The 23,049-nt window shown below is 28.9% G+C and carries 20 protein-coding genes; all 20 read right to left on the bottom strand.

Annotated elements, in window-relative coordinates:
* Positions 1–24: 24 nt before the first annotated feature.
* Positions 25–441, bottom strand: a complete 417-nt coding sequence (locus tag L1S49_RS08725; RefSeq protein WP_238903618.1) for an FdtA/QdtA family cupin domain-containing protein — start codon at positions 439–441, stop codon at positions 25–27.
* Positions 442–525: 84 nt separating this feature from the next.
* Positions 526–1,566, bottom strand: coding sequence for a Gfo/Idh/MocA family oxidoreductase (locus tag L1S49_RS08730; RefSeq protein ID WP_238903620.1), 1,041 nt, complete (start codon positions 1,564–1,566; stop codon positions 526–528).
* Between the two features lie 38 nt (positions 1,567–1,604).
* Entirely contained in the window at positions 1,605–2,996 is a 1,392-nt protein-coding gene (locus L1S49_RS08735; RefSeq protein ID WP_238903622.1) for an NDP-hexose 2,3-dehydratase family protein, read from the bottom strand.
* A 22-nt stretch (positions 2,997–3,018) separates the two neighbouring features.
* The gene (locus L1S49_RS08740; protein ID WP_238903624.1) at positions 3,019–3,963 is read right to left on the bottom strand and encodes a hypothetical protein; all 945 of its coding nucleotides are present in this window, start codon (positions 3,961–3,963) and stop codon (positions 3,019–3,021) included.
* Positions 3,960–5,177, bottom strand: coding sequence for an O-antigen ligase family protein (locus L1S49_RS08745; protein ID WP_238903626.1), 1,218 nt, complete (start codon positions 5,175–5,177; stop codon positions 3,960–3,962). The genes L1S49_RS08740 and L1S49_RS08745 overlap by 4 nt, the downstream gene beginning before the upstream one ends.
* 19 nt (positions 5,178–5,196) lie before the next feature.
* Complete coding sequence (locus L1S49_RS08750; RefSeq protein ID WP_238903628.1) at positions 5,197–6,345, bottom strand: glycosyltransferase; 1,149 nt, start codon at positions 6,343–6,345, stop codon at positions 5,197–5,199.
* Positions 6,346–6,380: 35 nt separating this feature from the next.
* The gene (locus tag L1S49_RS08755) at positions 6,381–7,547 is read right to left on the bottom strand and encodes a glycosyltransferase family 4 protein (RefSeq protein WP_238903630.1); all 1,167 of its coding nucleotides are present in this window, start codon (positions 7,545–7,547) and stop codon (positions 6,381–6,383) included.
* Positions 7,548–7,569: 22 nt separating this feature from the next.
* Positions 7,570–8,499: a GDP-L-fucose synthase gene (locus tag L1S49_RS08760; protein ID WP_238903632.1), complete on the bottom strand. Its 930-nt coding sequence runs from the start codon at positions 8,497–8,499 to the stop codon at positions 7,570–7,572.
* 13 nt (positions 8,500–8,512) lie between these two features.
* Entirely contained in the window at positions 8,513–9,598 is a 1,086-nt protein-coding gene (gmd, locus tag L1S49_RS08765; RefSeq protein ID WP_238903634.1) for a GDP-mannose 4,6-dehydratase, read from the bottom strand.
* 63 nt (positions 9,599–9,661) lie between these two features.
* Positions 9,662–10,897, bottom strand: coding sequence for a glycosyltransferase family 4 protein (locus L1S49_RS08770; protein ID WP_238903637.1), 1,236 nt, complete (start codon positions 10,895–10,897; stop codon positions 9,662–9,664).
* A gap of 34 nt (positions 10,898–10,931) precedes the next feature.
* Positions 10,932–11,981, bottom strand: a complete 1,050-nt coding sequence (locus L1S49_RS08775) for a mannose-1-phosphate guanylyltransferase (protein WP_238903639.1) — start codon at positions 11,979–11,981, stop codon at positions 10,932–10,934.
* A gap of 26 nt (positions 11,982–12,007) precedes the next feature.
* On the bottom strand, positions 12,008–13,174 hold the full coding sequence (locus tag L1S49_RS08780; protein WP_238903641.1) for a nucleotide sugar dehydrogenase: 1,167 nt from the start codon (positions 13,172–13,174) through the stop codon (positions 12,008–12,010).
* Between the two features lie 12 nt (positions 13,175–13,186).
* Entirely contained in the window at positions 13,187–13,867 is a 681-nt protein-coding gene (locus tag L1S49_RS08785; RefSeq protein WP_238903643.1) for a sugar transferase, read from the bottom strand.
* A 245-nt stretch (positions 13,868–14,112) separates the two neighbouring features.
* Positions 14,113–14,874, bottom strand: coding sequence for a CpsB/CapC family capsule biosynthesis tyrosine phosphatase (locus tag L1S49_RS08790; RefSeq protein WP_238903645.1), 762 nt, complete (start codon positions 14,872–14,874; stop codon positions 14,113–14,115).
* An 8-nt stretch (positions 14,875–14,882) separates the two neighbouring features.
* Positions 14,883–15,587: a CpsD/CapB family tyrosine-protein kinase gene (locus L1S49_RS08795; RefSeq protein ID WP_238903647.1), complete on the bottom strand. Its 705-nt coding sequence runs from the start codon at positions 15,585–15,587 to the stop codon at positions 14,883–14,885.
* Positions 15,562–16,278, bottom strand: coding sequence for a Wzz/FepE/Etk N-terminal domain-containing protein (locus L1S49_RS08800; protein WP_238903649.1), 717 nt, complete (start codon positions 16,276–16,278; stop codon positions 15,562–15,564). Before L1S49_RS08800 ends, L1S49_RS08795 begins: the two co-directional genes overlap by 26 nt.
* Before the next feature lie 683 nt (positions 16,279–16,961).
* On the bottom strand, positions 16,962–17,825 hold the full coding sequence (gene galU, locus L1S49_RS08805) for a UTP--glucose-1-phosphate uridylyltransferase GalU (protein WP_238903696.1): 864 nt from the start codon (positions 17,823–17,825) through the stop codon (positions 16,962–16,964).
* A gap of 28 nt (positions 17,826–17,853) precedes the next feature.
* Positions 17,854–18,840: a UDP-glucose 4-epimerase GalE gene (galE, locus tag L1S49_RS08810; RefSeq protein ID WP_238903651.1), complete on the bottom strand. Its 987-nt coding sequence runs from the start codon at positions 18,838–18,840 to the stop codon at positions 17,854–17,856.
* A gap of 120 nt (positions 18,841–18,960) precedes the next feature.
* Complete coding sequence (locus L1S49_RS08815) at positions 18,961–21,381, bottom strand: N-acetylmuramoyl-L-alanine amidase (protein ID WP_238903653.1); 2,421 nt, start codon at positions 21,379–21,381, stop codon at positions 18,961–18,963.
* A 234-nt stretch (positions 21,382–21,615) separates the two neighbouring features.
* The gene (locus tag L1S49_RS08820) at positions 21,616–23,037 is read right to left on the bottom strand and encodes a flippase (RefSeq protein WP_238903655.1); all 1,422 of its coding nucleotides are present in this window, start codon (positions 23,035–23,037) and stop codon (positions 21,616–21,618) included.
* Positions 23,038–23,049 lie beyond the last annotated feature (12 nt).

Below are 23,049 nucleotides of genomic sequence, written 5' to 3' on the forward strand. Positions count from 1 at the left end.
CTCCTCAATTATTCCTATATAAACTTATAATAAATTATTTTCTTTTTTAATTCTAAATTTTAGATATTCTTCATAGTCTTCAATATATTGATTCTTATCATAAGAACTACTAGCAAATGCTAATAACACTGAATCTCTTGAAAAATCAAAAGTTCTAATCCATGTTAATTTTGGAACATATAATCCCATATTAGACGAAGATAATAGGAAATTACTTTTTGAATATTCATTTTTTAGTTCTATCCTAACTGAACCAGATATACAGATAAGCATAAACTCAGTATCCTTACACGCATGATTTGCCCTTGTTACTCCTTCAGGTGTATTAAAAATATAAAAAATTCTCTTAATTTCAAATGGAATCTCTCTTATAGTTTCAATATATACTAAGCTACCGTCAGATTCTGTATTCCCCATAAAATTGATTAATTTCCAATCCATATAATATCCTTTTCATTCTATTTCTAAATTTGGGTCTACCGTATTATATAGTATCTATTTTAAATTATAATATAAAATTTATTGTTATTTCTTAGCAGGCTTTGAAATATTATAACTATTCATATACTCATCAATTAGTTTAGCTTGTTTTAAAATTACTTTATAATTTTCTTTTCTAGTTTCTTCATTGATAATACAACTTTCAAATCTTAAAATAGATTTATTAAAACTATCATCTTCTGGTAACTCCAAAACCCTAGACTCTTCATTACCTATTTTAATGGTCATACTAGGATTAAAACCTACTGGAGCGGTTAATACCCTATCTGCTCTCAAATACCCCTTACTTCCCCAGACTTCTAATTCACACTTGTAGTTATTGTCCATACCAAAAGATATTTGTGCAGTAGTTCCTAAATCATTGACCATTGCAGCAGATCCAAACATATCAACCATACAATCATCTGTATAATTAAGATATGCATATAAAAATTTGCATGTATCTCCTAAAAGCATAGATGCATACTTTATCGTATAACCGCCACAATCTAGTAATGCTCCCCCTCCCAACTCCTTATTGTATCTAAAATCTAATATCGATCTTCTTGGAAACCCAAATGCTATTCGATACAATCTTACATCACCGATTTCTCCACTCTTTATAAACTTTTCTATTACTTCTAATTGTTTGTGGAAAGTAAACATGTAGTTTTCATGTACTGCTAATTTATTTTTTTCAGCTAATTGAATTAATTCTTCAGTCTGACTTAAATTAGTTGTAGCAGGTTTTTCTACCAATAAATGCTTACCATTTTCTAATGCAATCTTTGCCCATTTGTAGTGAAGTTCTGGCGGCAATGGCAAGTAAACTGCATCAATATCCTTTGATTTAATTAAATTTTTATATCCATTATATATTTTTCCACCATGCGCTTCTACAAATGTTTTTGCCTTATCATACTCACTTTTTAATAGGTTTACAGTTTTATTTCTATCATTACCTAACCATTCTTCTTCATTAGCGATTGCAACACCTACAAATTCAAATCCATCTGCCTTATTAATAGCTGGTAAAAATCTTCTAAGAGCTATCTCAGATGGAGATACTATTCCAACTTTAATCATTACTACACCTCCACATCATAATGTTATATTCTATATAATTATATCTCTATTAATGAAATTAAATTTCTAAGCTGTATATTTAAACAATTATTAGATTGTATCAATAAATTTAATGAACTGTATTCCAGCCAAAAATATCCTTGTGGTAGTAATTTAATTTCATCTTTGTCTATCTCTAATATTATATTCCTATTTTGTTCATGATAAAATCTTCCACCTTCTTCTGACAATATTACATCTATCATTATACCATTCTTATCTTCAACTTTTTTTCTAAAAAGTACTTCAACGTCATTATCGTAATAACAGTTATGATTTGCTTCAAGTTGAATTGTTGGACCTATCTCTATTTTATCAAACGAACCTATTTCTGGTTTTGTTGTAACAAGAAATTTTCTAACATTATTTTCTACACAAGTTATTAATCCAAATGTTGCTTTTCCTATTGCTTTAAATAATGGTTGTGTCCATTTATGAACTTCTCTTCCATCTATTGAGATATTATAGTATCTTACCATAAAATTTGAATTCTTCCTACAGGTAATTCCTTCGTCAGAAATGTTCCAATCTACCAGTTGATTAAGAGGTACTTGCACTACATTAATATCATGTAACATTTTATAATTATTCATATGATGATAAATATTAATAATATCTTTATTTTGACAAGTTTCAAATACGGAATTATATAAAAATTTATCTTTAAACAATGACTCTATATATTTTAATTCATCTTCATTAAATTTTATTGTTGCAAAAGGAATTCCTGAAAGAACTGTACGTGTATCCATATTAACAAGATTATCAATATTCATTAACTGTTTTATTTGTCCAAGTGTCATCCATTTAAAATTTGGATAAATTTCGATATCTTCTTTTACCTCTATTATCATGTTTCGATTACGTTTTTTATAAAATCTAGATGCTTGCTCAGATTGTATTTGGTCATAAATAATATTGTGTTTGTTTGAATTCTCAAAGTATTCGAAATATGCTGGAAGTTTCCCACCATGAGCTCTAGTAAAGTTACTTTTTGTAGCTTGTATTGTTGGTGATATCTGTACGCAGTTTATATTTCCTGGTTCAATTTTTGCTTGCATAAGAAAATTCATTACTCCATTAATTTGTTTGCATATTATTCCTAAATACCCAATTTCAGGTTGTATTATAATGGGTTGTTCAAATACAAATTCATTATCTTTAAACATTCGCATTCCTTTAATATAAAAAAAACTTCGCTTTCTATTCAACACTTCACCATTATAATCATCATAAAACCAAAAAGTACTATCTTGAATATTGCATTCTTCAACTTTTACTAATGTTGTTTTATTTAATTCTTCAATCCATGATAGTAGTTCAGATGTGGAGTTAATATTTCCTTTTACGTTTGCCCAAGATTCTATTATTTTAATAATCTGCTTATTCATTACATCACCTCTCTTTTCATTATTAATTCTTGTTATTAAAAGCTCTAGTTGATCTAATCTTCTTTTTTAACTTATAATTAACTTCTGAAATTTTAATTCTTATTTTATCTTTAAAACTATTTTTTATAACTTCTAAATCAATATACCACTTTTTATCAACATAATTAAAATAATATGTTCCTTTTTCTAGTTTTTTATAATCAAGAAATTCTTTCATATATAGTTTTCCATCTCCTTGAAAATGAGCTGTAATAAACTTAATATATAAATTTGTGACCATATCACAAATATAAATATCTCCATCTATACAATAAATTTTTTTCTTATCACCTATCATTTCAAATCCATCGCATTTAAATATTGTATGATCACAAACATAACCATACTTTATTTTAGTAACATCATGACATCTATTAAATGCTACAAACATACTAATCAATGTCATATCTGAAACTCCTCCTTTGAGGTTTAATTTCATTCTTTTTTTATAAATTGTATCTAACTTTTTACGTTCTTCAATGCTTGAGTATTTAGTTAACATAAATTCACATAAATCACCTAATTGTTCTAAGGTGAAACAAGATGTATATCCACCATCAAATGAATACATATATTCATTTTCATTCATATATTGGCATATGTCATAATTAACTATAATATCAGAATCTATATGTATAGCCTTCTTAATATTATTCTTTTTCATATATTCATAAATTGAAAACCATCTTGTAAAACAAAATAAATAATAATCGTAATTTCTTACATTATAATTAATATAAACACTAGCAAATTTTTCTGCATAAATTGAATAATTATTTATGTTTTCATGAACTATACCCTGTATTTTACTATTTGCTTCATCACCAAGAAGAACAACTTTAGTATCTGTACAGATGCTTAATGTTTGCTTTATGCTTAATTCTAAGTAATCCATATACCCTTTATGAGCATAAAATATATAATTCATTTAATTCTTCCTTTCTTACTTAAATCATTAAAATTATCAGTTTTAAATCCATACATACAAATTACAAAAATTAAAATAGAAATCATAACATTTTGAGATGCACATATAATTAAAAATATACAATATGCTAATATAAATGCTGCTCCTGAGCCATAATAATTTTTTTTCAAAAATCTAAAAATTCCCCATAAAATCATAGTTGGTAGTAATAATCCATATATAGCAAAACTTGAGGTTAAAGAATTGGATGATGATTGGATCATACTTCCGTAATAATTTGATGTCTGATTTGCAAGCATATTATTAAATAATAAACTATATTTACTAATTCCTACTCCTATTACAGGATTTCTTTTTATTATTTCAATATCAATATTGTAGTCTATACTACGCCTATTAAATGATGTATTATTTTCACTTAACTTATTTAAAATATTTGTTTGAAATTTGGAACTAAATGTTACAGATATTAAAGCTAATATTATCATACCTTTATAAACACTTTTTATCATTTTTCCTTCAAAAAGCTTTATAATTAATATAATTACTAAACATATATAGCCTGCTGATGATCCTGTTGTAAGCATTGTTATTATAAATAAAATTACTCTTGTTTTATTTTTCAACTGATTATATGATAATTCAAAAAAAAGTGCTATTGAAATACAGATCTGAAATTTTCCAGGTTCATTGAATATGCTACTATTTCTACTAACACTTAGTATATTAGGATCTAAATTATAAGAATATAAAACTGCATTTCCAAATCTACTTCCTAACTCTTTTTGAATCACAGGAAATAGATATCTAAAATTATTATCTAAATAGCCTATTATAAAAAATATTAGAGATGTAAAACAAATAAATAACATCAATTTAATAAATTTATCTGAAAAGTTTTTAAAACTCATTATATTAGTTATACTTAAAGCTATAATAACTCTAATAATATGACCAACATATGTTGAAATTGAATTAAAATAAAAATAATTAAATATTCCATTTATAATAATCGATATAATCAAAAAAAATGCATACCTGATTACAATATTTTCTTGCTTTCCTTTAGAAAGTAAGAATAGAATAATTGCTACTGAAAATATAAACATTAATATTAAAAAAAGATCATCATTTAAATAAAATTTAACATCTCCAATTTCAAAGATGGTAATATATACCAATATGTATTCTAAAATTCTATTTTTATTTTTCATATTCTCATCCTATCTTAAACTATAAATTATTTAAAAATTCAAATAATTTTCTTTCATCATTTTTAAAGAAATCAGCAGTTTTTTCTATTATTTCCACTTTTCTAGTTTTATTAACTTTATAATAAGCTTTTTCTATTTGCATTGCCATTTCTTTTGGATCATCATTTTTGTAAATATACAAATATTCTTCTAAACATTGTAGCTTATTTATTGATGAGACATTTGAAGATACAACAACATTTCCAGTCTGTAAATATTGTAATACTTTTGATGGAAATGAATATTTTGAAAAAGAAGTTGATTCTTTTAAAGAACTAATACAAATACACTCTCTAGTAAGTAATCTTAAATAGCTTGTATCATCTAGATATCCAACTAATTGAATACTATGCTTATTACTTAAACAATTTAGTTTTTCACCTATAATTTCAGGACATTTTCCTGTTATAATTACTTCACAATTAATATTAATAATTTTTAGCGCGTCTATAAAAATATCAATTCCACCAACATCATCCATCCGACCACTATAAAGTATGCAAGGTTTTAAATTATAAGTATTATTATTTAAAACCATATTACTTTGTATATTACTATTTAAATATCCATAAGAGGAAATGATATTGGCTTTCTTAAATAATTTAAGTCTATTAATTTTTCTCATCATATTATCATTAGCAACAATAAATCTATCAGCAATTACGATTCCTATTAATTCACCAATTGACATCATAAAATTTCTAATATAATTGTTTTCAACTCTGTGAAACTCTTCAAACTCAATATCAATTCTTACATTTCTAAAGCTAAGTCTAAAAATAGCCATAGAAATACTTTGAACTGGTGCAGCATTATAGCTTAATATACTATCTCCATCTTTAACATTTTTAAATAAATATTTAGTTAGTGTATAAATACTGGCTAATCGTTTTAACTTACTATTATTAAAATAATCCAAATAATAAATTTTAATTTTTTCATTAATACTTTTTTTATAAGCATCAAATTTTTTTTTTACTTTCCCTTCGCCTTCGGACACAATAATTATATTACCTTTATATGCATTACAGATGTGCTTAACCCTATATCTTGCTGCTTTAAAATCTAAAGGCATCCTATCTTGTATATCTTCGTCATCCCATAATATATTTGCTAAGTAGTATAACAAAATACCCCTCCTTAAACTTCTCTAATAAAATAATTCTATTTGTCTATTTTTAAGAATCTCTCATAAAATTTTACAGTACGTTTTGCATTTATTTTTGAATCAAAATTTTTCCTTGCAAATTTAGCAGCATTTTTACCAAGTAACTTGATTAAATCTTTATTTGAGCCTAATTTTTTTATAAGCTCTGGCAATTGAGTAAAATCATTATAATCAAAGAATAATCCAGTCTTTCCATCTAATACCAACTCATTAACTCCACCTACGTTAGATGCTATAGTTGGTATTCCCATTGCAGCTGCTTCAATAACTGCTCTTGAAAAATGAGGCTCAATAAATGGACATATCAATATGTCTGATGATGCTAATAACTCTGGAACATCTTTTCTAAAAGGTAGCAAGTGAATATTAGATTTATGTTTATTACATCGCTCTCTTACTAATTTAATATATTTTGATGAATTTTCCAATTCATCCCCAACAATTACCAAATGATAATTTAAGTATTTAGGATAAACCTTAGTAAATTCATCAATCATTTCAATTACACCATTAGGTTTTACTATACGTCCTAAACAAATAAAGATAGTATCCTCTTGTGGTATAGATAATTCATTTCTTATAATTTCTGATTTGATATAATTATTATACTTTTTAAAGTCTACGAAATTATAGATAATCTCATGTGGTTTTTCTGGTAACATAATAACAGATTCCATATCGTTTTTATCGATGGCAATATATCCATCTACATATCTATAAGTAATTTTTTTTAAAATTGATCCAAATATATTTTCCAATAGAGGTTCTCGAACATGAACTAGCACTGGAATATTAGAATCAACTTTTTTTGACGCTTTTCCAGCTACACACATACAAGTAGAATTTAAATGAACTATGTCTGGTTTTATATTATTAATGTACTTTTTTACAATAAAATATGTGGGTATTGCTTTTAGTATATTACTACAAAATATTATAAAGTTCATTCCAGATACAGTACTTCCATGCAATGGTCCAAATCTTTTATCCATTATGACCTTTGCACCAGCTCTTTGAAATAAATCTATATTATCATTATCTTTCCTACATAGGACAATAGGGTCATATATATTTTTATCTAAGTCTTCAATAAGAAATGATAAACTTCTTGCTGCTCCAGATTTACTTACACTATGGTGTATATATAAAATCTTATGCTTCATTACTTGTCTCCTTAACTAATTCTTATCTATACCTATCTACAAACCACTCATATGCCATCTTAACACCTTGATTTAAACTAACCTTATGTCTCCATCCAAGTCCATTTAATTTCTCAACAGTAGTTAGCTTTCTAGGTGTTCCATCTGGCATAGCTGTATTAAATACTAACTCTCCATTAAAACCTACTACTTCTTTAATAGTTTCTGCTAGCTCTCTTATAGAAACTTCTTCTCCTGTTCCTATATTTACATGTTGTTCTCCGTCATAATTCTCCATTAAAAATACGCATGCATCTGCCATATCATCTACATACAAGAACTCTCTAAGTGGTGTTCCTGTTCCCCATACTTCAACCTTATCTGAATTACTCTCTTTAGCTTCATGGAATTTCCTTATAAGGGCTGGTAATACATGAGAATTCTTCAAATCAAAGTTATCATTGGGTCCATAAAGATTAGTAGGCATACAACTTATAAAATTATCTCCATATTGTCTCTTAAAGAACTTACACATCTCAAGACCAGCTATTTTTGCTACTGCATAAGCCTCATTTGTTTCTTCTAAAGAACCTGTTAGTAAGTACTCTTCTTTAATAGGTTGTGGTGCAAGTTTTGGATATATACATGTACTTCCTAAAAATAAAAGTTTAGTAACTTTAAAGTCATGTGCTGCTTTTATAACATTATTTTGTATTTGTAAGTTTTCATATATAAAGTCTGCCGGATAAATATTGTTTGCATTTATTCCTCCAACCTTAGCTGCTGCTAAAAATACATACTCTGGTTTCTCTTTTTCAAAAAATCTTCTTACAGCTTCTTGATTAGTTAAGTCAAGTTCACTATGGGTTTTCTTTATTATATTATTATAACCCTTTGCTTCCAAATTCCTCACTATAGCAGAACCAACTAACCCTCTGTGTCCTGCTACATATATTTTACTATCTTTATTCATAGTTATCCCCCTTTTATTTATCAGAATAAGCTGCTTCTTTTTTAGCTATAAATTCTGCTGAACCTATTCCAGCTATTTCTCTCATATCTGAATCTACCATCATCTTTACTAAATTCATAAAGCTGGTTTTTCTTTCCCATCCAAGCTCTGTTTCCGCTTTTGTAGAATCTCCCCATAAAAGTTCAACTTCTGCTGGTCTAAAGTATCTTGGATTAACATCTACTAGAAGTCTTCCTGTAGCCTTATCATATCCCTTTTCATCTACTCCAGTACCTTTCCATTCTATCTCTATTCCTACTTCTTTAAAGGATAGTTCCACGAATTCTCTAACTGTATGTGTTTCATTTGTTGCTATAACATAATCCTTAGCCTTCTCTTGTTGTAGCATTAACCACATAGCTTCTATATAGTCTCCTGCAAATCCCCAGTCTCTCTTAGCATCAAGATTTCCTAGAGATAATTTTTCTTGTTTTCCTGCCATTATTGATGCTACTGCCATTGTTATCTTTCTAGTAACAAAAGTTTCTCCTCTTCTTGGAGACTCATGGTTAAACAACACTCCATTACATGCATACATGTTATATGATTCTCTATAGTTAACTGTTATCCAATATCCATAAAGTTTTGCTACTCCATATGGACTCTTAGGATAGAAAGGTGTTTTCTCACTTTGAGGTGCTGTATCTGGAAGTCCTCCGAACAGTTCAGATGTTGAAGCCTGATAGAATCTACAATCTACTCCTGATTCTCTTATTGCATCTAATATTCTTAAGGTTCCTATAGCATCTGCTTCTGCTGTATATTCTGGAACCTCAAAAGATACCTGAACATGACTTTGAGCTGCTAGATTATATATTTCACTTGGTCTTATTTTTTCTATTAATCTATTTAAATTACTTGAATCTGTTAAATCTCCATAATGTAAAAATAATTTCTTATTTCCTATTTCAGGGTTTTCAAATAAATGATCTATTCTTTTTGTATTTATAGTTGAATGTCTTCTTATTATTCCATGTACTTCATAACCCTTTTCCAATAAAAACTCCGTTAAATATGATCCATCTTGTCCTGTTATACCTGTTATTAATGCTATTTTCATTTATTTTCGCTCCCTTTATCTATAATAAAAATTTAAATGTTGTATTGATAAAAAATTTTATATTTATATATTATTAATTAAACTTTTATATTTATCTAAAGATACTTTTTTAGATAAATATTGTTCTAAGTATTTTCTTGAATTTACTCCATACTCTTTGAGTATTTTGTCATCAGTATGAACCTTTTTAATAATATCTATAATTTCTTTATAATTCCCTGGTTCTGTACATATTCCACAATTAGACTTCTCTATAATTATTCTTGCCTCTGTCCCTCTTTCAAGTACACCTAAGACGGGTTTGCCTGCAGCCATTACCCCATATAGCTTACTTGGAACAGATACACCCTTAATTCCTTTTGAATTAACTACAAAATGAATATCAGCCATGTTTAAGGATATATTTAATTTATCTTTTGGTTGATAAGGCAGAAAATATACATTTTCTAGACTATTTTTCTTTTTGTAATTTTCTAATTTTGTTTTTATTGCACCTTCTCCTGCGAACACAAATACTAAATCTTTATATTCTTTAAAGTTTTTTGCTATCTTAATGATGTTTTCTAAATCATAATACAGACCTAAATTACCAGAATACATTATAATGAATTTATTATCTAATTTATACTTTCTCTTTAAATCAAGTATATCCTTACTATTTTCTTCTAGTGGATAAATATTTTTATCGTCCGTCCAATTATTTATTAAAATTCCTTTTTCTTTAAACTCTCTCTTTCTATTTTCAAGAGTTTCAAATTGATCTGTTCCTACTAATAAGATCTTATCTGCTTTTTTTATATTTCCATTATCTAAAACCTTAGCTACATTTAAAATAAACTTATTTTTAAAATATCCAACCGCTTCTACTTGTTCTGGATTAAAATCTTGAATATTATATATAAACTTACATTTCTTAATGCTTTTACCTATTCTTCCAAGCATACCTCCTAATACTGGAGGTTGAGAAATAGTAAAAATCACATCTACATTCTTCACTTTAAAAGTTGCAAAAATAGAGTTTAAAAAATATACAACTATATTTTTTATCCTACTAAACTTACTTCCTTTATTAAATTCTGGTACCCTTACCCTTATTAAGTTCATGCCTTTATAGTTTTCATAATAAAACTTATTATTTTTGTACTCATCCTTTATTTTACCTGTATAACTGGGAACAACACATATTACAGTTACATTAAAATCATCAGTCAGACTTTCACAAACTTCTGTTAGTAATTGTCCTGTTGAAGCTACATCAGGATAAAAATAATGAGCATATACTAAAAGATGTTTTTTCATATACTACTCCTATAAAATTGTTAATTACTAAGCCTTATATTAGCCTTTCTTTATTTTCTTTAAGTTCCCCTAGTCTCTCCTTGGAAGTAACTAATATATAATCATCCTTTTCTACTAAAAACAAATCTTCAACTCCATATAAAACTACTTTTTTTCCTGAAGTTATTGCTATATTTTCTTTAGCATCTACGAAGGTAACTTCTCCACTTCTTATGTTTTTATGTTCATCTTTAAGATTATATCTTTCATATGCTACCCAGTTTCCGATGTCATCCCAACCTATTTCTGATGGAACCACATATATGTTTTCAGTTCTCTCTAAAAGTGCATAATCTATAGATATTTCATCTGTTTTTTTATAACTTTCTTTTATATAGTCACTTAATTTTTCAATTTGTATATTTTCTACTTCTTTTAAAGCTTCATAGGTATTTGGTAAATGTATTTTTAATAGGTTTATGACATATTTAGTTTTCCATATAAACATGCCCCCATTCCATAGATAATCTCCAGCTTCTAAATACTTTTCAGCTAACTCTAAACTAGGTTTTTCTACAAATTTTTCTACTTTAATAAAATTCTCTTCATTAACTAAAGTTTTGTCCTCAGTAAACTTTATATATCCATATCCTGTTTCCGCCCTATCTGGTTTCATCCCTAGTGTAACTATAGCTTCTTTTTCTTTAGTTAAAAACTCCTCTGAGCTCTTTATTATTCTTCTAAAGCTTTCTTCATCATTAATTAAATGATCCGATGGCAGCACAACCATAGTTGAATCTTCATAATATCGATTTATATATAATGAAGATAATGCTATACAAGGTGCCGTATTTCTTCCTTCTGGTTCTACTATTATATTTCTATCTAATAGCTCTGGTAATTGCTCTTTTACTAAATCAACATATCTCTCACCAGTACATATAAATATTCTTTCTAATGGAATAAGTGGCTTTATTCTGTTTACAGTCATCTGAATCATAGTTTCATTTCCAACTAGACTCAAAAACTGTTTAGGTTTTTCTTCAGTAGATAAAGGCCAAAATCTAGTACCTTTCCCTCCTGCCATTATTAAAGCTGTAAGCATATATCCTCCTTTTAAAAACTAAGTTATTAGTCTCTCCCAAATAAATCTCTAGTATATACCTTATCCTCAACATCAAATAATTCTTCAGATAATCTATTAGAAACAATAACATCAGAAATCTCTTTAAATTCCTCTAAATTTCTAGTCACCTTAGAATTAAAAAAGGTATCTTCCTTTAATACTGGTTCATAAACAACTACTTCTATTCCTTTAGCTTTTATTCTCTTCATTATTCCTTGAATAGATGATGCTCTAAAGTTATCTGAATCAGTTTTCATAGTTAATCTATATATTCCTACTATTTTAGGATTTCTTCTTAATATCATATCTGCAACATGATCTTTTCTAGTTCTATTAGCATCAACTATAGCTCCAATTATGTTATTAGGAACATCCTCATAGTTAGCTCTTAACTGCTTAGTATCCTTAGGAAGACAATATCCACCATATCCAAAGGATGGGTTATTATAGTGTGTCCCTATTCTAGGGTCAAGCCCTACCCCCTCTATGATATCTTTAGTATTTAATCCTCTAAGCTCTGCATAGGTATCAAGCTCATTAAAATAAGCAACTCTTAATGCTAAATAAGTATTAGCAAATAGTTTTACAGCTTCTGCTTCTGTTGAATCTGTAAATAAAACTGGTATATCCTCTTTAAGAGCTCCTTGCTTTAAAAGATCGGCAAACTTTTCTGCTCTTTCTGATTTTTCTCCCACTATTATCCTAGAAGGATAAAGATTATCATATAAGGCTTTACCCTCTCTTAAGAATTCTGGCGAAAAAATTATATTATCTGTTTCAAACATTTTTCTAACTTTTTCTGTATACCCTACTGGTACTGTTGATTTTATTACCATAGTTGCTTCTGGATTAATAGCTAATACATTAGCTATAACTGCTTCTACTGTTTTGGTATCAAAATAATTAAGTTCAGAATCATAGTTAGTTGGCGTTGATATTATTACATAATCTGCTCCCTCATATGCTTTATGAGTATCAGTTGTTGCTACTAATTTTAATTCTTTATTTTTTAAATAGTCTTCTATTTCTTTATCTACTATAGGTGATATTTTATCATTAATCATATCCACCTTTTCTTTAATAATATCAAGTGCTACAACCTCATTATTTTGAGCTAATAATATAGCATTCGATAATCCTACATATCCTGTTCCTGCTACCGCTATCTTCATTAACCTATCCCCCTACCTAGCATTCTTATCTCCAAATAACACAAAAACCGTCTTAAATATAAGTTTTATATCTAATTTTATAGATCTATCCTGTACATATTTTATATCTAACTTCATCCAGTCATCAAAATCTATATTATTTCTTCCACTTACCTGCCAATAACAAGTAAGCCCTGGTTTAACATCTAATCTTCTCATCATCCATGGTTCAAACTGAGCTACCTCTTTAGGTAAGCTAGGTCTAGGTCCTACCAAACTCATTTCGCCTTTAAGTACATTTATGAGCTGCGGTAATTCATCTATACTTGTTTTTCTTATAAACTTCCCTATCTTAGTTATTCTAGGATCATCCTTCATCTTAAACATAGGGCCTGACATCTCATTTTGATGCATTAACTTTTTCTTTAGCTCTTCTGCATTAACCACCATGCTTCTAAACTTATACATCTTAAACTCTTTTCCATCTTTCCCTACTCTTTTTTGAGAAAATATAACTGGTCCTTTAGAGTCAAGTTTTATTATAGTCCCTACTATAATAAATACTGGACTTAAGAGTAGTATTCCTAAACTGGAACAAAATATATCTATGAATCTTTTTATGAAATTATACATAAGTTTGCTTTCTTCTCTCTCTATATCTAGCTGATTTTCTTCAACATTTATCTGCTCCCTAAAATTCTCCAATTGCATCATTATCCCCCCATCTTATTAACTATCAAGTGAAACTTGATTCAGGTGGAGTTTGATCTCCATCTGAATCTTAGTTGAACTTATCTAGGGTCGTGTCACTGTTATCTCCTACTTGAAAAAGTGGGAGTGTTACAGTGGCTAGACATCAGATAAATTTAAAATAAATAATATTTATAAAAATAAATTATTCCTTAGTTTCCCATCTATTATATATAAAGATGGTCATAATTTACTTATGACCTCTCTAGTTATTTTCTCTTAAATAATCCGAAGAACCCTTTCTTCTTCTCTTTTAATTCTTTTATGTCAGGTATGTGTATGTCTAATCCTTCTAGTACTTTTTGTTCATTTTCTAATATAAATCCGTGTAACTCTGGATTTAATTCTTCTAATCTTTTTAGTGCTTCTTTTATATCCGTTTTTCTGAAGCTGTTATTATGTCCGTCACTTCCTACTAGATGAATCATGTTTCTTTTTACTAATTCTTCCCCAAAAGCTTTTTCTGCCTGTCCATGTTTTCCTAATAGGGAATTAGCATTAAGTTGAAGTAAATATCCTTCTTCTATAAAGTCTTCTATCATATCTATGTTGTTTATAAGCTTAATATTTCTCTCTGGGTGTGCTATTATAGGTTTTATTCCTAAAACTGTTAGTTCATACAATACATCCATAGAGTATTTAGGCACGTCTCTCATAGGAAATTCTATTAGCATATATGATCCTTCATTTATTCCCCATATCTTTTTCTCTTTATAAAGCTCTGGTAGACTAGGATCCATATATACCTCTAACCCAGGTATTATATGTATATTGCTTTTTTCTCTTAATTCCTCAAGTTTATTAAAATACTCTTCTCTATCTGGCTCATACTCTCCTAATAGATAATGAGAGGTGGCACATATATATTTAGTGCCTTCCTTCTCTGCATTTTTTATCATGTCTAATGACATATCTAAATCCTTAGCTCCATCATCTACTCCATAAATTATGTGTGAATGAAAATCTATCATATTTCCTCCTATTCTTCTGTATCTGAAGAATAATATCCTTGATACTTCCCATATCCATAACCGCCATAACCATATCCTTTAGCATCTTGAGGTATTTTATTTTCTACTACACCCAATACCTTTCCTCCAACCTTTATAATGCTTTCTTTTGCTCTTAATATGGCATTTTTCTCTGTTACTCCATAGGTTGCAACTAAGAGAATTCCATCTAAGGTTGATGCTAGTACATGTAAGTCTGAAACCACAAGTACTGGAGGTGAGTCTAAAAGTATAACATCAAAATAGCTTTTAAGATCTTCTAATATTTTCCCCATCTTTTTAGAACCTAATATTTCTGATGGATTAGGTGGAACTGGACCACTAGGTATAAGTCCCAAGTTAGGTATATCTACCTTATATATAGCTTCTTCTAATGTACTTTCTTTTAATAATAATGAAGTTAACCCACTAGCGTTAGATATTCCAAATTTTTTGTGAATTGTAGGTTTTCTTAAGTCACAATCTACTAATAATACCTTTTTACCACTTTGAGCTAAACTTACCGCTAGATTAGCTACTATGGTACTTTTTCCCTCTCCTGGTGCACATGAGGTTATTGCAATAATATTAGAATCTTTATCTAACATAGAAAACTGCAGGTTTGTTCTTAAAGTTCTATATGCTTCTGCTGAAGAAGACTTAGGGTCACTATATGCTATTAGATCTTTTATCACGCTTACCACCTCTTGCTTTCTTTTTATCTTCCATCATAGGTATAGCCCCTAATACAGGAACTTCTAATAATTTTTCTAATTCATCTGTATCTTTTACTGTGTTGTCTAAATATTCTATTAAAAACACTATTCCTACTGAAACAAATAGTCCTAGTATTAAAGCTATTGCAATATTAATTAGTGGCTTAGGTGATATAGGACCACTAGGTAATAATGCATCATCTACTAACTGAACGTTGTCCACATTTTTAATTTCCTTAGTTACAGTTTTTAAAGATCTTGCAACTTGATTAGCTACATCTTTAGCTTCATAGGCATCTTTAGATTTTACTGTTATAGTTAGAAAATCAGTGTCACTACTAGGCGATGCTGATATCATCCCTAAAAGTGAATCTACACTTCTGTCAGAGTTTAATTTCTCTATTGTATCTTCTGCTACTGCTCTTGTCTTTACAAATACACTGTAGGTTTTAACTAATTTTTGATACATTATAACATCATTATAGGTTTGATTTGGGTTACTTGATGTTTCTTCTTTATTGCTTCCTATAACTACTGATATGCTAGCCTGATATGTAGGCTTAATTAAGAAAAAGCTGACTATAGCACTAACAAATACACAGGTTAAAGTCACTGATATTATTAATAGCCATCTCTTCTTTAAAATATGTAGATATTCCTTTAATTCCATATTAATCCTCCGAATGTTTTTTAAAATCTAATGTATATAAATCATAACATATTCCCATATTTGTGTCTATTTTATGAAGGTTTTTACGCACTATTGTTTAATGGTGTCGAACCCATCTTTTGGTGTTAATTATTAATCATTTAATAAATTCCCTATTAACTATTGTTTATTCTCTCCGATAATATACATCTTTAAAGTTTTACCAAATAATTATATATCTTTTTAATAGATTGTTCAACACTTAAGCGAACGTTAATTCTCGCACCTAAGGGACATAATTCGATTTTTTGTTAGTTTCATGTAACTTTCCCTCTCTATTTTTCTTCACTTTTTTAATATTATTATTAACAAATGTTTAACATATATCTTTTATAGTAACTTATTGATTTTTTTTCCACAAAAAAAACTATCATTATACTCCTATTTCTAGAAATATAATGATAGCGCTATCATAAGTAAACATTTAACACAACTGTATATAAGCCTTCTCTATTTTTATTATATGTATTTTCAGCCACTAAACCTCAATGTCGATTTTTGTTTGAATAAAGCTAAAATATTTTTTAATTTTTTCTCTTAAATTTTATCATATAAAATTCTCCTCACAAACTTCTCACAAGTATTTATTTACAAAAAAGAAACAATAAGTTTCCAATTTGAATACTTATTGTTTCTTTTACTTATTATATTATTTCTTTTAAATACTTTATAAAATCTTCTCTTAAATCTTCTCTTCTTAAGGCATATTCAACTGTTGCTTGTAAGAAACCTAATTTATCTCCTACATCATATCTTTTACCTTCAAAGTTGTATGCATACATTGCTTCTTGTGATATTAAATCCTTAAGAGCATCTGTAAGTTGAATTTCTCCACCTTTACCTGGTTTAGTTTTTTCTAATATATCAAATATTTGTGGAGTTATTATATATCTTCCAAGTATAGCTACGTTACTAGGTGCTTCTTCTCTAGCTGGTTTTTCTACTAGATTTTTTACTTTATATACTCTGTCTTCTATATGTATACCGTCAACTATACCATATTTACTTACATTTTCTTCTGCTACAGTTTGCACTCCAAGTATAGATGTTTTATATTCATCATAACAATCTACTAATTGTTTTAAACATGGATTTTCATCATTATGAACAATGTCATCCCCTAAAAGCACTGCAAAAGGCTCATTACCTACAAATGTTTTAGCACAAAGAATTGCGTGACCTAATCCTTTTGGTTCCTTTTGTCTTATAAAATGTACATCTACCATTCCTGATATATCTCTTACTAAATCTAATAATTCTTGTTTTCCTGATTTCTCAAGTTCCATCTCAAGCTCTATGGATTTATCAAAGTGATCTTCTATAGACTTTTTATTTCTTCCTGTTATTATTAATATTTCTTCTATACCTGAAGCTACAGCTTCTTCTATAATATATTGCATAGTTGGTTTATCCACTATAGGTAACATTTCTTTAGGTAATGCTTTCGTAGCAGGTAAAAATCTTGTTCCAAGTCCTGCTGCAGGAATTATTGCTTTTTTAATTGTCATTTCTTTCTTCCTTCTTTCTGTTTCTTTATTAATCATTATATCCATTAGGATTATTAGAATGCCATTTCCAGGCAGTTTCTACTATAGTTTCTAAAGTATTAAACTTAGGTGTCCATCCTAATTCCTTTATAGCTTTATCAGAAGATGCTATAAGTATAGCAGGGTCTCCCGCTCTTCTTCCAGTTACTTCTGCTGGTATAGGATGATTAGTTACTTTTCTAACTACTTCTATTACTTCTTTAACTGAGAAACCAGTTCCATTTCCTAAGTTAAATATTCTGCTATCTCCACCTTTAAATAATCTATCTAATGCTAGTGCATGAGCTTCTGCTAAATCTGACACGTGGATATAATCTCTAATACAACTTCCATCTGGTGTATTAAAGTCTTCTCCAAATATCATTATCTTTTCTCTTTTACCTAAAGCAACTTGTAATATAAGCGGAATTAAATGAGTCTCTGTCTTATGGTCTTCTCCTATATTTCCACTTATATGAGCTCCAGCTACATTGAAGTATCTTAAAACTGTATGTTTTATTCCATAAGCTGTATCACACCACTTAAGAACTTTTTCTACCATAAGTTTAGATTCTCCATAAGCATTAGTAGGGAATGTTTTATCCTCTTCTACTATAGGAGTTTTTTCTGCCTCACCATAAGTTGCTGCTGTTGATGAAAATACTATATATTTAACATTATGCTCTTTCATAACTTCTAGTAAGTTTATAGTTCCATATACATTATTATTAAAGTACTTTAATGGTTCTACCATACTTTCTCCTACTAGAGAGTATGCTGCAAAATCTATAACTGCTTCTATTTCGTTTTCATTAAAGACATTATTTAAAAATCCTTTATCTCTTAAATCCCCTTTATATAACTTAACTCCCTTTACTGATTTTTCATGGCCAGTTTCTAAACTATCTACTACTACAACATCTTTTCCTTGCTCTAAAAGATAAGCTACCATATGACTTCCTATATAGCCAGCTCCTCCACATACCAATATTGACATAGTATACCTCCAAATTCAATATATTGTAATTTAATCTCAATATCTGTATTATATCAAATAATTACATAAAAAAAAATAAAAGTATGACATGTTACTGTTTTGTCACACTTTTATCTTTGATTAAAACATTTCTTTTACTGTGTTTGCTATAGTATCTGCAAGCTTTTGTTGATTAGATGGATTTGCTGACCTAATAGCCTCATCTCTATTAGATAAAAATCCATTTTCAATAAGTACTGCTGGCATATTGGTATTTAAGGTTACGTATAAGTTATGATCGTGAGATAACTTATTGGTATATCCTAAATTTGAAGAGATGTTAGCTACTATTTTATTAGCTAAATCTCTACCTAGAATTGCTTCCTTTGATGGAGTTGTATCAATATCCACTCCTGAATACCATCCATTAGGGTCATTTCCTACATTTATTCCATCTTTCTCTATTCCAGGTTTATAACTACTATAGTGAGTACTTACTCCTGTAGTACTTGTATTGGATGACTTATCATGATGGATACTTATAAATAAGTCTGCTTTTAATCCATTAGCTAAATCTGTTCTTGCTTTTAATGAATCTCTAGCACTTGCTGATGTAGGTCTTTCCCATAGTTGTCTAGTCATTACAACTGCATATCCTTTTGCTTCCAAACTAGCCTTTAACTTTACTGCTAGCTGCATATTTAATTCTGTTTCTGAATAAGTAACACCATTATGAGTAGCTACAGCACCACCATCTCCACCATAATCGTGTCCTGGGTCTACTACTATTAATGCTTTGGATATAGTTATATTAATAGTTTTTTCTTGAATTCCGCCATCCTTACCTATTGCTTCTACTTTTATAGTTTTTCTTCCTTCTCCTAAACCTGATGAGTTTATTATGTACTCATATCCGCTTTTATCAGCACCTGGATATCCTGGATATACATTTTTCACATCTGGTCTTGATGTTCCTAAAGCTGCGTTAGCTACAAACTTATCATCAACATATACCTTTACTTCTTTAATTCCAGATTGGCTTATTGCCCATCCTCTTACCTTTATGTTTCCACCTGTTTTTAAATTAGCTGTTGGCTCATCTATATTCATAAGTGGCTTTACTTTAATTAAATCTACATTTCTAGTATAGGTTTGGGTTGATCCATCCTTACCTATTGCTTCTACTTTTATAGTTTTTCTTCCTTCTCCTAAACCTGATGAGTTTATTATGTACTCATATCCGCTTTTATCAGCACCTGGATATCCTGGATATACATTTTTTACATCTGGTCTTGATGTTCCTAAAGCTGCGTTAGCTACAAACTTATCATCAACATATACCTTTACTTCTTTAATTCCAGATTGGCTTATTGCCCATCCTCTTACCTTTATATTTCCACTTGTTTTTAAATCAGCTGTTGGCTCGTCCATATTCATAAGTGGCTTTACTTTAGTTAAATCTACATTACTAGTATAGGTTTGAGTTGATCCATCTTTACCTATTGCTTCAACTTTTATAGTTTTTCTTCCTTCTCCTAAACCTGATGTGTTTATAGTGTACTCATATCCACTTTTATCAGCATCTGGATATCCTGGATATACATTTTTTACATCTGGTCTTGATTTTCCTATAGCTGCGTTAGCTACAAATGCATCATTAACATACACCTTTACTTCCTTAATTCCAGACTGGCTTATTGCCCATCCTCTTACCTTTATGTTTCCACTTGTTTTTAGATTAGCTGTTGGCTCGTCCATATTCATTAGTGGCTTTGTTTTAGTTAAATCTACATTTCTAGTATAGGTTTGGGTTGATCCATCCTTGCCTATCGCTTCTACTTTTATAGTTTTTCTTCCTTCTCCTAAACCTGATGCGTTTATTGTGTACTCATATCCACTTTTATCAGCATCTGGATATCCTGGATATACATTTTTTACATCTGGTCTTGATGTTCCTAAAGCTGCGTTAGCTACAAATGCATCATTAACATATACCTTTACTTCCTTAATTCCAGACTGGCTTATTGCCCATCCTCTTACCTTTATGTTTCCACTTGTTTTTAAATCAGCTGTTGGCTCGTCCATATTCATAAGTGGCTTTGCTTTAGTTAAATCTACATTACTAGTATAGGTTTGGGTTGATCCATCTTTACCTATTGCTTCAACTTTTATAGTTTTTCTTCCTTCTCCTAAACCTGATGTGTTTATAGTGTACTCATATCCACTTTTATCAGCATCTGGATATCCTGGATATACATTTTTTACATCTGGTCTTGATTTTCCTATAGCTGCGTTAGCTACAAATGCATCATTAACATATACCTTTACTTCTTTAATTCCAGATTGGCTTATTGCCCATCCTCTTACCTTTATGTTTCCACTTGTTTTTAAATCAGCTGTTGGCTCGTCTATATTCATAAGTGGCTTTGATGCATTCTTACTAACTGATTCAGTAATTATAACATTAGTTTTTTCAATAGCTTGTACAGATTGAATATCCCCTAAACCGTACTGAGATAAGCATGCAAAAACCAATAATGCTATAATCGCGTTTTTTTTCATATTGTCACTCTCCTAACTCTATTACTACGTCTAAATACAATTATATACAAAATTTTGTTTTTTTAAAAGTTAAAAATATTGTTTTGTTAAATAAATTATTAAAAAGAGTTATATATATATCAAATGTAAAGTATTTACTATATTCAGCATTTCAAAAAACCACAAAAAATTCCAGTTAAGAAATTGTCTTTACTGGAACTTTGTCTATATAATAATTTTATCATTTATCTATTTCTAGCCTTTAATTTTCTTCAATACTGTATATATTAATTCATCTTTAAGCAAAATCAACATAATTAAATATGTAATTACACCTACAAATACTTGAACAAGAGTACCTAGCATCGATGCATTGACCTTATTTCCAATAGCATTCACTACCCAAAACATAATTATAGCTGATATCCAATATTTCCATCCAGATAGAAACCATTCTTTTGTAACTACTTCTTTTGATGAATATAATTGTATTGAAGCAATAGCAGTTTCTGCTAATAATGTTGCAATCACTGCTCCTAAAGCATATAACCTAGGAATTAATACTAAGTTAAGGCAAAAATTAACTACAGCTCCTACTATTACGGAAGTTGTGTAAGCTCTCATTTTTCCTAACGCTAAAAGATATTGAGTTCCAAATACATTTCCCCATGCAATTACTAAAACCATAACACTAGATATTTTCATTAAAAGTGCTACGCTTATAAACTCCTCCCCAAAGAACCAGGGAACAAAATTGTCACTAATTCCTATTAATCCAAATAATATAGGGAGAGCAGCTAAAGTCATAAACTGAAAAGCCTTTTTTAGTGACTCTTTCATCTTATCTATATCCCCTGTTGAATGTAGATTAGCTATTCTTGGAAGCATAACCATTCCTAATGATGTTACTATCGCTAAACTTAATCTCATTATTTTTTGAGAGTTATCATAAAAACCTACCTCACTCTCATTAGCTAATATTCCAGTCATAGTTTTATCTAATACCATATAAACCTGAGTTGCCATTTGAGGTATAAATAAGTAAATTGCAGGCTTAAGATGTTTAATTATTTTTATATTTTTTATGTATTTCAATCTAAAAAAGCTTTTATCAACATAGAACCACATAACGGATTGTCCTACAAACATAAAGAAGCTGTTAATGAAGATGTATCTCCATAAATCTTGAAAATCTTTTACAAATATAAACATTGCTACAACTGACACTAATTTAATTACAGTACTTCTTAATGATGCTTTTTTAAAATCTTCTATCCCTATAAAATACCATGTAATATCTATGGCAGACGCTAAAATAAATATACTTTGCATTAAATAATATAGGCTATATCTATTATTAAATCCAAATATAGCTATATAAATAAGAAATGATATCAAACAAGTAGTTATTTGTAGGATAGTAATTTCCCAGAAAGTAGTTCTGCATTTTTCCTTGTTATCTCTAACTGTAGCTATTGTTCTATTACCATAAATTCCTATTCCTAATGTTCCTGCAAATATAAAATACTGAGTAACTGAATTTGTAAAACTATTTATTCCTATACCGGTTGATCCTAAAACTCTTGATATATATGGTATAGTTATTAATGGAATTAATATAACTGTTATTTGATAAATCAAATTGTAAAAATAGTTTTTCCCTATAGACTTATCCATTACAACTTCCTT

The organism is Clostridium sp. YIM B02506 (assembly GCF_022324845.1).
GTDB classification, from domain to species: domain Bacteria; phylum Bacillota; class Clostridia; order Clostridiales; family Clostridiaceae; genus Clostridium_T; species Clostridium_T intestinale.

Coding starts and splice junctions, on each gene's coding strand:
- L1S49_RS08725 (WP_238903618.1), bottom strand. CDS start 441: ATGGATTGGAAATTAATCAATTTTATGGGGAATACAGAATCTGACGGT.
- L1S49_RS08730 (WP_238903620.1), bottom strand. CDS start 1,566: ATGATTAAAGTTGGAATAGTATCTCCATCTGAGATAGCTCTTAGAAGA.
- L1S49_RS08735 (WP_238903622.1), bottom strand. CDS start 2,996: ATGAATAAGCAGATTATTAAAATAATAGAATCTTGGGCAAACGTAAAA.
- L1S49_RS08740 (WP_238903624.1), bottom strand. CDS start 3,963: ATGAATTATATATTTTATGCTCATAAAGGGTATATGGATTACTTAGAA.
- L1S49_RS08745 (WP_238903626.1), bottom strand. CDS start 5,177: ATGAAAAATAAAAATAGAATTTTAGAATACATATTGGTATATATTACC.
- L1S49_RS08755 (WP_238903630.1), bottom strand. CDS start 7,547: ATGAAGCATAAGATTTTATATATACACCATAGTGTAAGTAAATCTGGA.
- L1S49_RS08760 (WP_238903632.1), bottom strand. CDS start 8,499: ATGAATAAAGATAGTAAAATATATGTAGCAGGACACAGAGGGTTAGTT.
- gmd (WP_238903634.1), bottom strand. CDS start 9,598: ATGAAAATAGCATTAATAACAGGTATAACAGGACAAGATGGATCATAT.
- L1S49_RS08770 (WP_238903637.1), bottom strand. CDS start 10,897: ATGAAAAAACATCTTTTAGTATATGCTCATTATTTTTATCCTGATGTA.
- L1S49_RS08775 (WP_238903639.1), bottom strand. CDS start 11,981: ATGCTTACAGCTTTAATAATGGCAGGAGGGAAAGGTACTAGATTTTGG.
- L1S49_RS08780 (WP_238903641.1), bottom strand. CDS start 13,174: ATGAAGATAGCGGTAGCAGGAACAGGATATGTAGGATTATCGAATGCT.
- L1S49_RS08785 (WP_238903643.1), bottom strand. CDS start 13,867: ATGATGCAATTGGAGAATTTTAGGGAGCAGATAAATGTTGAAGAAAAT.
- L1S49_RS08790 (WP_238903645.1), bottom strand. CDS start 14,874: ATGATAGATTTTCATTCACACATAATTTATGGAGTAGATGATGGAGCT.
- L1S49_RS08800 (WP_238903649.1), bottom strand. CDS start 16,278: ATGGAATTAAAGGAATATCTACATATTTTAAAGAAGAGATGGCTATTA.
- galU (WP_238903696.1), bottom strand. CDS start 17,825: ATGACAATTAAAAAAGCAATAATTCCTGCAGCAGGACTTGGAACAAGA.
- galE (WP_238903651.1), bottom strand. CDS start 18,840: ATGTCAATATTGGTATGTGGAGGAGCTGGCTATATAGGAAGTCATATG.
- L1S49_RS08815 (WP_238903653.1), bottom strand. CDS start 21,381: ATGAAAAAAAACGCGATTATAGCATTATTGGTTTTTGCATGCTTATCT.
- L1S49_RS08820 (WP_238903655.1), bottom strand. CDS start 23,037: ATGGATAAGTCTATAGGGAAAAACTATTTTTACAATTTGATTTATCAA.